Origin of the sequence: Bradyrhizobium sp. 41S5, assembly GCF_011516665.3 — a bacterium.
Classification (GTDB): Bacteria; Pseudomonadota; Alphaproteobacteria; order Rhizobiales; family Xanthobacteraceae; genus Bradyrhizobium; species Bradyrhizobium quebecense.
This window is the reverse complement of sequence record NZ_CP083721.1, coordinates 2,315,824-2,329,100: the sequence shown is the minus strand read 5'-3', so window position 1 is coordinate 2,329,100 and position 13,277 is coordinate 2,315,824. Positions and strand designations below refer to the sequence as shown.

11 protein-coding genes and 1 pseudogene are annotated in these 13,277 nt (G+C 66.3%); 5 read left to right on the top strand and 7 right to left on the bottom strand.

The features are described 5' to 3' along the window. Positions 1–2: 2 nt before the first annotated feature. Positions 3–701: pseudogene (locus HAP47_RS10995) on the bottom strand (enoyl-CoA hydratase-related protein). Positions 702–877: 176 nt separating this feature from the next. Here HAP47_RS10995 and HAP47_RS10990 point away from each other — a divergent pair. Next, complete coding sequence (locus tag HAP47_RS10990) at positions 878–2,467, top strand: gamma-glutamyltransferase (protein ID WP_173638225.1); 1,590 nt, start codon at positions 878–880, stop codon at positions 2,465–2,467. A 45-nt stretch (positions 2,468–2,512) separates the two neighbouring features. Then, on the top strand, positions 2,513–3,367 hold the full coding sequence (locus HAP47_RS10985) for an enoyl-CoA hydratase-related protein (RefSeq protein WP_173638226.1): 855 nt from the start codon (positions 2,513–2,515) through the stop codon (positions 3,365–3,367). Positions 3,368–3,532: 165 nt separating this feature from the next. On the opposite strand, the gene HAP47_RS10980 is transcribed toward HAP47_RS10985, so the two are convergent. Then, positions 3,533–4,618 carry a GAF domain-containing sensor histidine kinase gene (locus tag HAP47_RS10980; protein WP_173638227.1) on the bottom strand — a complete coding sequence of 362 codons (1,086 nt, stop codon included), beginning with the start codon at positions 4,616–4,618 and terminating at the stop codon, positions 3,533–3,535. A 469-nt stretch (positions 4,619–5,087) separates the two neighbouring features. Between HAP47_RS10980 and HAP47_RS10975 the strand changes: the two genes are divergently transcribed. Together HAP47_RS10975 and HAP47_RS10970 are read left to right on the top strand one after the other, a co-directional pair. Further along, complete coding sequence (locus tag HAP47_RS10975) at positions 5,088–5,474, top strand: PaaI family thioesterase (protein ID WP_210285234.1); 387 nt, start codon at positions 5,088–5,090, stop codon at positions 5,472–5,474. Positions 5,475–5,476: 2 nt separating this feature from the next. Then, positions 5,477–6,466: an alpha/beta hydrolase family protein gene (locus tag HAP47_RS10970; RefSeq protein WP_173638228.1), complete on the top strand. Its 990-nt coding sequence runs from the start codon at positions 5,477–5,479 to the stop codon at positions 6,464–6,466. 6 nt (positions 6,467–6,472) lie between these two features. Here the strand turns inward: HAP47_RS10970 and HAP47_RS10965 are convergent, their stop codons facing one another. From HAP47_RS10965 to HAP47_RS10950, 4 genes are all read right to left on the bottom strand, one after another. Further along, positions 6,473–7,765: an NAD(P)/FAD-dependent oxidoreductase gene (locus HAP47_RS10965; protein WP_173638229.1), complete on the bottom strand. Its 1,293-nt coding sequence runs from the start codon at positions 7,763–7,765 to the stop codon at positions 6,473–6,475. 14 nt (positions 7,766–7,779) lie between these two features. After that, positions 7,780–8,511, bottom strand: a complete 732-nt coding sequence (locus HAP47_RS10960; RefSeq protein ID WP_173638230.1) for an amino acid ABC transporter ATP-binding protein — start codon at positions 8,509–8,511, stop codon at positions 7,780–7,782. Beyond that, positions 8,508–9,161, bottom strand: coding sequence for an amino acid ABC transporter permease (locus tag HAP47_RS10955; RefSeq protein WP_173638231.1), 654 nt, complete (start codon positions 9,159–9,161; stop codon positions 8,508–8,510). The genes HAP47_RS10960 and HAP47_RS10955 overlap by 4 nt, the downstream gene beginning before the upstream one ends. Positions 9,162–9,351: 190 nt before the next feature. Continuing rightward, entirely contained in the window at positions 9,352–10,119 is a 768-nt protein-coding gene (locus tag HAP47_RS10950) for an ABC transporter substrate-binding protein (RefSeq protein WP_173638232.1), read from the bottom strand. 180 nt (positions 10,120–10,299) lie between these two features. On the opposite strand from HAP47_RS10950, the gene HAP47_RS10945 reads away from it, so the two are divergent. Beyond that, positions 10,300–10,935: a cupin domain-containing protein gene (locus HAP47_RS10945; protein WP_210285235.1), complete on the top strand. Its 636-nt coding sequence runs from the start codon at positions 10,300–10,302 to the stop codon at positions 10,933–10,935. Positions 10,936–11,004: 69 nt separating this feature from the next. On the opposite strand, the gene HAP47_RS10940 is transcribed toward HAP47_RS10945, so the two are convergent. Beyond that, positions 11,005–13,275, bottom strand: a complete 2,271-nt coding sequence (locus tag HAP47_RS10940) for a xanthine dehydrogenase family protein molybdopterin-binding subunit (protein ID WP_173638234.1) — start codon at positions 13,273–13,275, stop codon at positions 11,005–11,007. Between the last annotated feature and the right edge of the window lie 2 nt (positions 13,276–13,277).

The window sequence follows — 13,277 nt, the reverse complement described above, 5'->3', positions numbered from 1 at the left end:
CTCTATCGTCCCGTGAACTGGGCCTTGCGCTTCTCGACGAATGCCTTGCGGCCTTCCTGCGCGTCGGCGCTTTCGCGGATCATCATCTGCAGCTCGATTTCGCGGCGGAACTGATCGGCGTAGCTTGCGTGCTCGCTCTCCTCGAGCAGCTGTCGCGTCGCGACCAGCGCGCGCGTCGGGCCGTCGGCGAGGCGGCCGGCGAGCGCTTTCGCCTCGTCGAGCAGCCTTGCGTCATCGACCACGTCGCGCACCAGTCCCCACTCCTTGGCCCGCTCGGCCGACAATGGCTCGTTCAGCAGCATCAGGTCGAGCGCGCGCTGGCGCCCGACCAGCCGCGGCAGCAGCCAGGTCGAACCGAGATCGGGCACCAGGCCGATCCGGCTGAACACCTGGATGAAGCTCGCCGAGCGCGCGGCCAGGATGATGTCGCCGGACATCGCAAGGCTGAAGCCGCCGCCGGCCGCGACGCCGTTGACCGCGACCACCACCGGCATCTGGCACTCGCGCAAGGCCTGCATCGCCGGTCAATAATGCTTCATCACGCCGGTATAGATGTTGTCGCCGAGCGAGTTGAACGCCTTGAGATTCTGCCCGGAGCAGAAGCCGCGCCCCTCGCCGGTCAGGACCAGCGCGCGGATGCCGGGATCGACGCCCATTTCGCCTATGGCGCGTGCGAGATCGCCGAGCAGCTCCGGCGTCATGGCGTTCAGGGTGGCGGGATCGTTCAGCGTCAGAATACCGACCTTGCCGTCCCGTTCACGCTTCACACTGCTCATTTTCCGCTCCCTGAAACTGGTTCTTGTTGCACTGACAGTGCCATGCTTGGCATGCTACGCCAACGTGACCCGCCCGCAACAAGAACAGCGAAAGCAACGCCATGTCCGACCAGTTCTCCAACTCGCAAGTGATCCGCAAGCCGGCCGTCAGTGCCAAGGGCGGCGTCGTCGCCGCGCAATCGCGCAAGGCGGCCGAAGTCGGCGCGGAGGTATTGGCAGCGGGCGGCGATTGCGTCGACGCCGTGATTGCAACCACCTTTGCGCTGGGCGTGCTTGAGCCGTGGATGAGCGGCGCCGGCGGCGGCGGCGCCATGGTGCTGTACCGCGCCAAGGAGAACCGCGTCGAGGTGATCGACTACGGCATGCGCGCGCCGGATGGCCTGCGCCTGGAGGATTATCCATTGACCGGCGGCGCCGCCTCCGACCTGTTCCCCTGGGCGCGGGTCAAGGACGACCGCAACCTGCACGGCCCGGGCTCGATCGCGGTGCCCGGTGTCGTCGCCGGCATGGAGGAGGCGCATCGCCGCCACGCCAAAATGCCGTGGAAGGACCTGCTGGCGCCGAGCGTCAGGCTTGCCGGCGAAGGCCTGCTGGTGGATTGGTGGACCACCGACATGATCGCAAGCTCGGCCGCGGATCTGCGGCGCTATCCGGCCAGCGCCGCGGCCTATCTGCTGGATGGCCTGCCGCCGAACGCGCAATGGGGCATCAGGTCGGTGGTCCGCATGCCGCAGGACAGGCTGAAGGCGACGATGGCGCAGCTTGCCGCGGCCGGGCCGCGCGATTTCTACGAGGGCGATCTGGCGCGCAGCATCGCCGACGATATCCAGGCCGCCGGCGGCGCGCTGTCGGTGCGCGATCTCGCCGCCTTCCGCGCCCATCTGCGCGAGCCGCTCAGGATTCCCTATCGCGGCGGCACGGTCTACGCGACGCCGGAACTGACCGCGGGTCCGACCATGGCGCGTACGCTCGGCCTGCTGCAGAAGGCGTTCGAACCTGCACAGGGCGGTCCGGATGCGGCCGCCTATACCGCCTACGCCGAAGCGCTGCAGGCCGCTTATCGCGAGCGGCTGAAGGACATGGGCGACGTCGACGGCCGCCGTGCGCTCGGCGCGGAGGCGATCGCACCTAGCTGCACCACGCATTTCTCCGCTGTCGATCGCGACGGCAACATGGCCGCGGTGACGCAGACGCTGCTGTCGACCTTCGGCTCCAAATTCGTGACGCCGAACACGGGCCTCACCATGAACAACGGCATCATGTGGTTCGATCCGACGCAAGGCGCACCGAACTCGCTCGCGCCCGGGAAGCGCTGCCTGACCAACTACACGCCTGTGGTGGCGGAGGCGGCCGATGGCCGCAGACTCGCCGCCGGCGCATCCGGCGGCCGCCGCATCCTGCCCGCGGTGTCGCAGCTGCTTTCCTTCGTGATGGATTTCGGCATGGATCTCGACGCCGCGATCCACCAGCCACGCATCGACGCCAGCGAAGGCGCTGTCGTGATCGGCGATGTCCGCCTGCCGCAAGCCGTGCGTGAGGTGCTGCGCGGCAGCTTCGACTATGCGGAGGCGCGCATCCAGACCCAGCCAAAGAAGTTCGCCTGCCCCAGCATCGTGCTGCGCGATGGCACCACAAACAGCGGCGCCACCGAGCCGTTTCATCCGTGGAGCGATGCGATCGCGGAGGCGTGAATCGATCACGGCGCGCATAACGACAAGCATCCCGGGGAGGCTGTCATGAACTACGAACACATCACGTGCGACATCGACGGCTCCCTGATGATCGTCACGCTCAATCGCCCGGACAAGCTCAATGCCTACACCGGTACCATGGGCGCGGAGATTGCCGACGCGTTCCAGCGTGCCGACGCGGACGACGGCGTCCGCGCGATCGTCGTCACCGGCGCGGGCCGTGCGTTCTGCGCCGGCGCCGACGTCTCCGGCGGCGCCAAGAGCTTCGATACGTCCGGCAGCCATGGCGCGGGCGTGTTTGCAAGCTCTGGCCAGCGCAGCGGCCGCTTCGTCGAGGCGATCTTCAACTGCCGTAAGCCCTCGATCGCCGCGATCAACGGCGCTGCGGTCGGCGTCGGCATCACCATGACGCTGCCGATGGATATCCGCATCGCCGCTCGCGGCGCCAAGATCGGCTTCATCTTCGCGCGCCGCGGGCTGGTGCCGGAGGCCGGCAGTGCGTGGTTCTTGCCAAAGCTCGTCGGCCTACCGCAGTCGCTGCGCTGGTGCCTCTCCGGCCGCACCTTCGATGCGGACGAGGCGCTGGCCGGCGGCCTCGTCAGCGAGGTGGTCGAGCCGGACGCCCTGCTCGAGCGGGCGCGGCAGATCGCCCACGAGATGACGGCGGAGACGTCGGCCGTGTCGGTCGCGCTGACCCGCCAGATGCTCTGGCGCTTCGCCGGCGCGCCCGATCCGTTCGAATTGCTGGCGATCGACAAACCGATGTCGGTCGAGCGCGGCGGCCACGCCGACGTGCGCGAAGGCGTGCAGTCCTTCATCGAGAAGCGGAAGCCGGCGTTTCCAGGCAAGGTCTCGCAGGACATGCCGAGCCAGTATCCGTGGTGGCCGTCCTCGGAATGACACATGATCGCGGCGCGGACCGTGGTGCTTCGAGACGGCCGCTGCGCCTCACGGTCGCACCTCACGCACCACCGTCGTCCCGGCGAAAGCCGGGACGACACCGAGGATGTGGCACGGCCGGTGAGTCATATGTAGGCATTCTCGCGACGCATGAGCACGGTTCGATCAGCAGCGCGGTATCCGAAAGGTGAACCGTGTTTCGGCAGCGGAGGACGTCACGTCAAGCTTGCCGTTGTGGGCGCGCGCAATTTCCGCAGCGATGTAGAGGCCCAAACCGAGGCCTTCGTAGGTGGACTGGTGTGCAACGCGAAAGAAGGGCTGGAACAACCTCTCGATAACCGCCGGAGCGATCGGCGCCCCGCCGTTGGCGACCGACAACTCAAAGCCCTCGCTGTCGGTTGCCGCAGACACCCTGATCGGCGAATTGCCATCGCCATGCTTCAGAGCATTGCCGACCAGGTTGGACAGCAATTGCGCGATCCGGGCAGGATCGCAATCAATACCGCGATTGATGGCGAAATCGGTCTGGATCACGCGATCAGGCCATGCCGCACGCAACTCGTTCACGACTTGCTCAAGCGCCAGCAGCAGTTGCGCGTCGGCGCTGCGCTTCAATTTGAAGCCGCCGCCCAGACGAGCGCGCGCGAAGTCCAGGACATCGTCGATCAGGGTCGCCATGCGCTTCACGCTGTTCTGAAGCAGCCCGACATAGGTCATCGACTTTTCGTTAAGCGGCTCCTTCAGCAACAGCCTCATTCCCGCGTCGATCGAGGCGAGCGGATTGCGCAAATCGTGCGCGAGCACCGCGATAAATTGTTCGCGAAGCTCGTCCGCATGCTGGTGGTTCAGCAGCGCGGCCTCGCTGGTTGCGACCCGCTCCTGCGCCTGCAGATGAAACGCGATCAGCGAAGCGAACAACTTGAACATGTCGACGACTTCCGCCGTGTTCACTTTCGACGGGTTCGGATCGATCGCGCAGAGCGTCCCGAAAAACGTGCCGTCGGCGAGGACGATCGGAATCGAAATGTAGCTTTGAAATCCGTACATCGCCGGCGTGCGGTGGTCGCGAAAGGCCGGGTCTTCGGCAACATGGTCGATTACAACGCCGTGTCCGCTCGCCCGGATTTCGTCGCAGATCGTCGTCTCGACCTTCAGCTCACCGCCGGGCTTCAGTCCGAACGAGATGTCGTCCCGCACCGCGCAGGCAATCCAGCGGCTTTCCGTGACTCTCGCCACCGCAGCGAAGCCCATGCCTGTGCTGCGGCACACGACGTCGAGGATGGTCGGAACTGCATCGATCCGGCCGATCGCCAGGATGTCAGCCTTCAGGTCAGCGGGGAGCTCTGTCGTCGCGGCGGCTGACGGCTTGTCCAGGTCCGATGCAGTCAATTCGGGAATTTGAGTCTACTCCACGCAAACGCCGAGAACAAAAATGCCCGATCATGGGTCGCGCACGATGGGGATGGTCAGCATCTCAAGGTGGCCCGAAACATTGACCGCTGTCTATATCAAAGGTGAACGTCTGATGCCGTGAGCCTTTGATTCAGCTACTTTTCGCCGTCTTTCCGCGAGACGCCGGTCGACATGACGATGCAATCGCCGCGGGGGCTCGGGCCGCCAGGCAACCCAGCGACTGGCGTTTTCGCGATGGCGCGTGGGCAGGCGTTACAGGCCGCGAACGGGCTGATACATTTAACCGGACAACAACCGAGGTGACGGCTTGAGTGATGCAAGCGCAGACGTGCCGCCCGGCGCCCAGCTCCTGGGACGCGAGTGGCTGGGCTTCGACGGCGAAATCGCCTCGATGCGCTTTGTGGCGCAGCCCCTGTTCACCAACCGGCACGGGACGATCCAGGGCGGCTTCCTTGCCGCGATGCTGGATTCGGCGACGGGCCTCGGCGCCCTCGCTGTACTCCCGTCAACCAAGACCGTGGTGACCAGAGCTCTCACCACCCGCTTTCTCAAGCCGGCGCGCGTCGGTCCGATCACGGCCAAGGCCAAGGTCGTCGCGCAGACCGACATGATCGTCGAGGCCGACCTGATCGACGCCGACAATTTGACGGTTGCCAGCGCCACGGCCGAATTGCGGATTCTGGACAAGCGATAGCCATGCGTTGTGCTCCCTTCGCGTTGTCAGCCCTGTTGCTGCTCGCGGTCTCGGCGGCGCAGGCGGCTGGGCTCCGGCACTTCGACGTTCCCGCCGGTCCCGACGGGCCCGCGATCAGAGGGGTGGTCTGGCACCCTTGCGCCGAGCCCCCGCACGAGATCGACGCCCGCGGCGGCAGAACGTTCTTCGGCGTCAACGACTGCCCGATCGTGGGAGACAAGTTGCCGCTGATCGTGATCTCGCATGGAAGGCGCGGCTGGCTCGGCGGCCACCATGACACGGCCGCAGCGCTTGCGGATGCCGGCTTCATCGTCGTGACGATCAATCATCCGACCGATACCGAGCGCGACACCAGCGGCACCGATAGCCTTGCCGTCACGGTCGAGCGGCCCGCCGACATCAAGCGCACGATCGACAATGCGCTCAGAGGCTGGCCCGATGCAGCTCGCATCGATGCCGGACGCATCGGTCTCTTTGGTTTCTCCTGGGGCGGCTATACGGGCCTCGCGGCGATTGGCGGTGAGCCCGATCTCCGCCGGGGCTTGCCGAGTTGCCAGACGTCGAGCTTGCGGGCCTGCAAGGAGCTCGAAGGCGGCGAGAGGCCGAGCGGACCGGTCATCCACGATCCGCGGATCAAGGCCGCGATCATCGTCGATCCCTTTCCTGTGCTGTTCTTTGCCGCCGAGAATCTGAAAGCCGTGACGATCCCGATTCAACTGTGGAGTTCGGACCCCGCGCAGAATGGCGACGGTCTCTCCGGGTGCTGTGCGGCCGCGATCAACGACAGGCTTCCGTCAAGACCGGAGTTTCACCTGGTGCAGGATGCGAAGCACTTCTCCTTCCTCGCAACCTGCACGCCGGAGGAGACAGCGAAGATGGCTGCCATCTGCACCGACGCGCCGGGATTCGATCGCCTCGCCTTCCATCAGCGCTTCCACGCCGCGGCCATCGCGTTCTTCAGAACGCACCTTGGCGAAGCCGGGACGCGATAGCGGCCGCTACACCCCGAGCTTGTCGCGTACCCGGCCGGTCAGCACCGCTGTGGTGACGCCGACGCGCCAGAAGGCGTGCATCGGGATCGGCTTGATGCCGGTCACGGGCATGTCGATCTCGGCCTTGGGACCTCCGATCAGGCGCCGGGCGAGTTGCGCGCCCATCGCGGTCGAGAGCGCGACGCCGCGGCCGTTGCAGCCGAGCGAGATCAGCAAATTCTCTGCGGGCGCATGGACATGCGGATAGTGATCGGCGGTGATGGCGAGCCGGCTGTTCCAGCCGTGGGTCCAGCCGACGCCCTTGAGCTGCGGCCACAGCCGCTCGGCGTAGCGGATCAGATAGGCGACGTCGGTCGGCTTGCTGATCCAGCGCATCGGGCCACGGCCGCCCATCAGCAGCCGGTTGTGCTGGTCGATGCGGTAATAGACCGTGATATGGCCGCTCTCGTAGAGCACCGGACGGCCCGGCATGATCGCACGCGCGATCTCGTCCGACAGCGGCGCGGTCGCCGCGATCGAGGAGAACACCGGCACGATGGTGCGGCGGAGCGCGGGCCAGAGATCATCGGTAAAGCCATTGGTCGCGAGCAGCACCTTGTCGGCGTGCACGACCGCGCGCGGGGTCTCGATCCGCCAGCTTCTGCCGTCACGGCGCAACGACAGCGCCGGCGTCTCGCCATGGACGGCAACGCCGGCGCCGATCGCGGCGCGCGCCAGGCCGCGCGCGTAACTCAGCGGATGCAGATCGCCGCCGCGCGCATCCAGCATGGCGCAGAGATAGCGGTCGCTGCCGGTCATCTCGCGCATCTCGGCGGCATTGAGCAGCTTCACCGGCATGCCGCGCCGGATGCACTGCTTCGCCGTGGTCTCGATCGCGGTCGCGCTGGCTTCATTGTAGGCGGCGCGCAGCGTGCCGTTCTGCCGCGCCTCGCAGGGAATCTGGTAGCGGCGGATCAGGTCATGCGTGAAATTCGTGGTGCCGTAGGAGAATTCGATCATGCGGCGGCCAAGGTCGGCGCCGAAATCCTGTTCGATCTGATCGGGGTCGTGCTTCAGCCCGGGATTGGTCTGGCCGCCATTGTTGCCGGAGGCGCCCCAGCCCGGCTCCTGTGCTTCCAGCACGGTCGCAAGCACGCCCTGCTCGGCGAGATGCAGCGCGGTCGACAGTCCGGTGAAGCCGCCGCCGATGATCGCGACCGGCACGCTCTTGTCTGACGTCAGCGGCGGCGTCGGCGTCGCCTCCACGGCCGTGTCGGCATAAAGGCTGGGCGGCAACGGCAGGCGGGTGGGCGCGTTCATTGAAGCTGACCTGATCACAACGGGTGCAGCACGCGGCGCAGAAAATCCTGGGTGCGCGGGTGCTGCGGTTGGTTGAGGACGGATTTGGCGGCGCCCTGCTCGACGATGACGCCGCCGTCGATGAACAGCACGCGGTCGGCGACGTCGCGGGCAAAGCCCATCTCATGGGTGACGACGACCATGGTCATGCCGTCGTCGGCGAGCTTGCGCATCACCGAGAGCACCTCGCCGACCAGTTCGGGATCGAGCGCCGAGGTCGGCTCGTCGAACAGGATCGCCTTCGGCTGCATCGCCAGCGCCCGCGCGATCGCGACGCGCTGCTGCTGGCCGCCGGAGAGCTTTGGCGGATGCACCTCGGCCTTGTCGGCGAGACCGACCTGCGCGAGCAGCGCGCGGCCGCGCGCGATCGCCTGCTCGCGCGGCTCCTTCTTCACATAGAGCGGCCCCTCGATGACGTTCTCGAGCGCGGTGCGATGCGGAAACAGGTTGAAGCGCTGGAATACCATCGAGACCTGGGTGCGGATCGCCACGATCGAGCGGTCGCCCTGATCGACGCGCGCACCCTCAACGCTGATCTCGCCGCGATCGTAGCTCTCGAGCCCGTTGATGCAGCGCAGGATGGTCGACTTGCCGGAGCCCGACGGGCCGATGATACAGACCACCTCGCTCTTGGCGACCGAGGCAGTGATGCCCTTCAGCACCTCGACCTTGCCAAAGCTCTTGTGGACGTCGCGCAGCTCGATCATTTGCGGTTCGCCCTGTTCTCGAAGTGCCGAACCAGCAGGATGAGCGGGATGCTCATGGTGAGGTACATCAGCGCCACCAGCGTGAACACGCTGGTGTTCTTGAAGGTCGAGGAAGCGATCAGCTTGCCCTGCAGCGCGAGCTCGGCGACCGTGATGGTGGAGGCTTGCGAGGAATCCTTCAGCATCATGATCATGATGTTGCCGTAGGGCGGCAGGATGATCCTGACCGCCTGCGGCAGCACCACGCGGCGCATGGTGAGCCACCAGCCCATCCCGATGGTCTGCGCCGCCTCGATCTGCCCCTTGTCGATCGCCTCGATGCCGGCGCGGAAATTCTCCGCCTGATAGGCCGAGTACGCGATGCCGAGCCCGATGATCGCGGCCTGCAGCGCCGACAGCGCGATGCCGAAATCGGGCATCACGAAATAGATGTAGAACAGCAGCACGATGATCGGGATGCCGCGGATCAGATTGATCAGCGCGGCGCTGAGGCCTGTGAGGATGCGAATTCCCGACACCCGCATCAACGCCCACACCAGCCCGAGCACGGTCGACAGCAGGAGCGAGCCGACGGTGACGACGATGGTCAGCCAGACACCTTGCAACAGGATCGGCACGAACTCGACGGCGTCATGGAAGAACTTTTGCATCGGCTCAACGTATCCAGTCCCGTCACGTGCTCGAATATTATTTCCGTCACCCTGAGGAGCGCGTAGCGCGTCTCGAAGGGTCGACGGCCACCAGCCGGGCCGTGCATCCTTCGAGACGCGCTACGCGCTCCTCAGGATGACGGGTGATTGAACTTGCGTAGCCCGGCAAGCCCAGTGGAGCACTGTGCGCTCACGACGCACTGGCCTTCTGGCCCCATTTCTCCAGGATCTTCGCGATCGTGCCGTTTGCCTTCAGCTTCGCCAGCGAGGCGTTGATCTTCGCCAACAGCTCGGTGTCGCTCTTGCGGACGCCGATCGCGACGGTGCCGACAGTGACGGGCTTGTAGCCGTCGACAAGCCGGACGTCGGCGAAATTGCCCTGCTGCAGATTGTAGGCGAGGATCGGATAGTCGGCGAAGCCGGCCTTGAGGCGGCCGGCATTCACGTCGCGCAGGATGTCGGGAATGGTGTCGTAGACCTTGACCTCGCTGAACAGCCCGGTCTTCTTCAGCGCGTCGACGAACGCGGTGCCGACTTGGGCGCCGACCACGGTGCCCTTCAGATCCTCTTGCGAGGCGTAAGCCTTGGTATCGGCCTTCGGCACCACGAGGCCTTCGCCATAGGTGTAGACCGGCTCGGAGAAGTCGATCACCTCCTTGCGCGCGGCGGTGGCGAACATCGCGGCCGCGATGATGTCGATCTTGTTTGCGGTCAGCGAGGGGATCAGCGCCGAGAACTGCATCGGCTCGATCTGCACCGAGAAGCCGGCGTCCTTGCCGATCTCGGTGGCGAGATCGACCATGATGCCCTGGATCGAATTGGTCTTGGTGTCGAGGAAGGTGAAGGGGATGCCGGTCGGCGTCGAGCCGACCTTGAGCACCTGCTGCGCGCCTGACGGCGCGCTCAAGGCAAGGGCAAGCGCCGCAACCGCTGCCTGGACGAGACGCTGAAACGACATCGCACACCTCCCGAAGCTGGCCTAAGCGCCGCATCGCCCTGCTTTTCGAGCTAGATGTTGCGGGCGACGCCGTTCCGGCCTATTTTCACCAATATGAAATTGTGGTCACGAAACCGCGGCCAATGCAAGCGGTTTTCATGCACATGAAGGAAGCGGACTGACGTGAGCGGCGGCAAGAGAATGCGCAAAGGCGCGGCAGCGCGGCCCGTGACGCCACGCCGCGCGGCCAAAAAGCCGGCCGAGCCGGCGATGGATCTCGAGGTCGGCCGCCGAATCCGCGACCTGCGCCGCACCAAGCAGATGTCGCTGGAAACCGTTGCCGCGCGTACCGACCTGTCGATCGGCTTCATCAGCCAGATCGAGCGCGGCCTGTCGTCGCCCTCGCTGCGCGTGCTGGCGACGCTGGCCGACGTGCTCGGCGTCGGCATCGCCGCGCTGTTCGGCGCGACGCCCAAGGATGACGGCGCCGGCGGCGTCGTGACCCGCGAGGTGCAGCGCGCCGAGCTGAAACTGTGGCGCACCGGCATTTCAAAGCAGCTGCTGAGCCCCGCGAGCAGCGAGAGCCGGCTCAATCTGTTCCTGGTGCATCTCGAACCCGGCGGCAACACCGGCGACGAGTTCTACACCCATGACGGCGAAGAGGCCGGCCTCGTGCTTGCCGGGGAGATGACGCTGACGGTGGACACCGAGACCTGGACGCTGAAGCAGGGCGACAGCTTCCGCTTCGCCAGCCGCCGCCCGCATCGGTTCTCCAATCCGGCCGGCGACGCCAATGCCGTGGTGCTGTGGGTGAATTGCGTGACGGCGGCGGGGTGAGGCCCGAACCATCCCGCGTCGTCCCGGCGAAAGCCGGGACGACAGCGCGGATAACTCGCGAAACGTCCGCTAACTTCCCAACCCCATCACCAATTCCTCGATCTTGATCGGGAAATTCCGCACCCGGATGCCGGTGGCGTGGAAGACGGCGTTGGCGACTGCGCCGGCGCTGCCGGTGATGCCGATCTCGCCGACGCCCTTGATGCCGAGCGGGTTCACATGCGGATCATGCTCGTCGACCGTGATCACATCCATCGGCGGCACGTCGGCATTCACGGGCACATGATACTCGGCGAGGTTCGCATTCAGGATGCGCCCCGAACGATGGTCCATCACCGCCTCCTCGTGCAGCGCGAACGAGAGGCCCCAGATCATGCCGCCGTAGAGCTGGCTCCGCACCATCAGCGGATTGATGATGCGTCCGGCCGCGAACGCGCCGACCAGCCGCGTGGCGCGGATCTGGCCGAGTTCCGGATCGACCTTGACCTCGGTAACGACGGCGCCATGCGCGTGCATCGCATATTGCGACTGTGCCGCCGCATCGGCCGCGCCGCTGCCGGTGGCGTCGACCTCGGCGACGCCGGCGCGCGCCAGGATGTCGGCGTAGCTTTCGCTGCGCGCGTCATCGTCGCGGCGATGCAGCCGACCGGCCCGCGCCACCACGCCGGCGTTACCGGCGCCGAACAACGGCGAGCGCTCATCCGAGGTCGCGAGCTCGGCGAGCTTTGCGATCACGGCCGCACCTGCGTTGTGGATCGCGGCACCGACGGTTGCGGTATGCCCGGAGCCGCCGGCAATGCCGGCATCGGGCAGATCGGAGCTGCCGGAGCGGAACGTCAGCTGATCGAAATCGAGACCGAGCGAGTCGGCCGAGATCTGCGCAAGCGCGGTCCAAGCGCCCTGCCCCATATCATGCGCGCCGGTCTCCATCACGCCCTTGCCATCGGCGCGGATCACCGCGCGTGCATTGCCCTGGAACATGATGGCCGGGAAGGTCGCGGTCCCCATGCCCCAGCCGACCAGAAAGCCGTTCTCATCCCGCATCTGCCTTGGCTGCAACGGACGACCCGCCCAGCCGAAGCGTTCGGCAGCCTTTGCGTAGCACTGGCGCAGCGCCTTGGATGAAAACGGCTTGCCGGTGGTCGGCTCGACCTCGGCGTAATTCTTCAGCCGAAACTCCAGCGGATCGATGCCGCAGGCGAACGCCGCCTCGTCGATCGCGCTCTCCAGCACGATCGATCCGGTGGCCTCGCCCGGCGCGCGCATGAACAGCGGCGTGCCGGTGTCGACGCGCACCGCCTCATGCGCGGTGCGGATCGCGGGGCTGGCATAGAGCGTGTGCGAGGCGTCGGCGGCGGGCTCGTAGAAATCGTCGAAGCTCGACGTGGTGACGCGCGCCTCATGATTGATCACGGTCAGCTGGCCGGCATCGTCGGTGCCGATCCGGATGCGCTGGCGGGTCGGCGGACGATGGCCGACCGGGCCATACATCTGGCTGCGGCGCAGCACGAGCTTGACCGGACGGCCGATCAGCCTGGCGGCCATGATGCCGAGCACCTGCGGCCCGGAGATCAGCCCCTTGGAGCCGAAGCCGCCGCCGAGGAACGGGCTGTTGATGTGGATGTTCGCCGGCGGAATGCCGAACAGCCCGGCGATGCGCATCTGGGCGAACCCCATGCCCTGGCTCGGCGTGTCGATGAACAGGCGGTCGCCGTCCCACACCGCGACGATCGCATGCGGCTCCATCGCGTTGTGATACTGCGCCGGCGTCTCGTAGGTCGAATCTGTCAGCTTCGCGGCTGCGGCCATGCCGGCATCGATATCGCCGTGGCGGACTTCGGCGGGATTGCCGATGCCGACCACCGGTGGCGCATAGGCCTCGCCGGCGTCGAGGCCGACGCGCGCGATCTCAACCTGGTAGCGCGGCGACAGCAGCGCCGCGCCTTCGGTCGCGGCTTCCAGCGTCTCGGCGATCACGACCGCGATCGCCTGGTTGGCGTAGCGCACCTCGTCGCTCTGCAACAGCTCCATGCGGAAGGCGAACGGATTGCCCTTGGCATCGGGATCTTCGGCCAATTCGGGCTTGTGCGCCGGCGTCATCACGTCGATGACGCCGGGATGACGCTTGGCGGCGCCAACATCGAGCGCGGTGACACGGCCGCGCGCGATGCAGCTGGTTGCGATCACGGCATAGACCATGCCGGGCGGATGATTGTCCGCGGCATAGCGCGCCTTGCCGGTGACCTTCAGCACGCCGTCGGTGCGGGTCATCGGCTGGCCGATGTTCGAGCCATGCCTGATATGGGCGGGGTCGCGGGTCAGACTGAGTTCAACCGTCATGC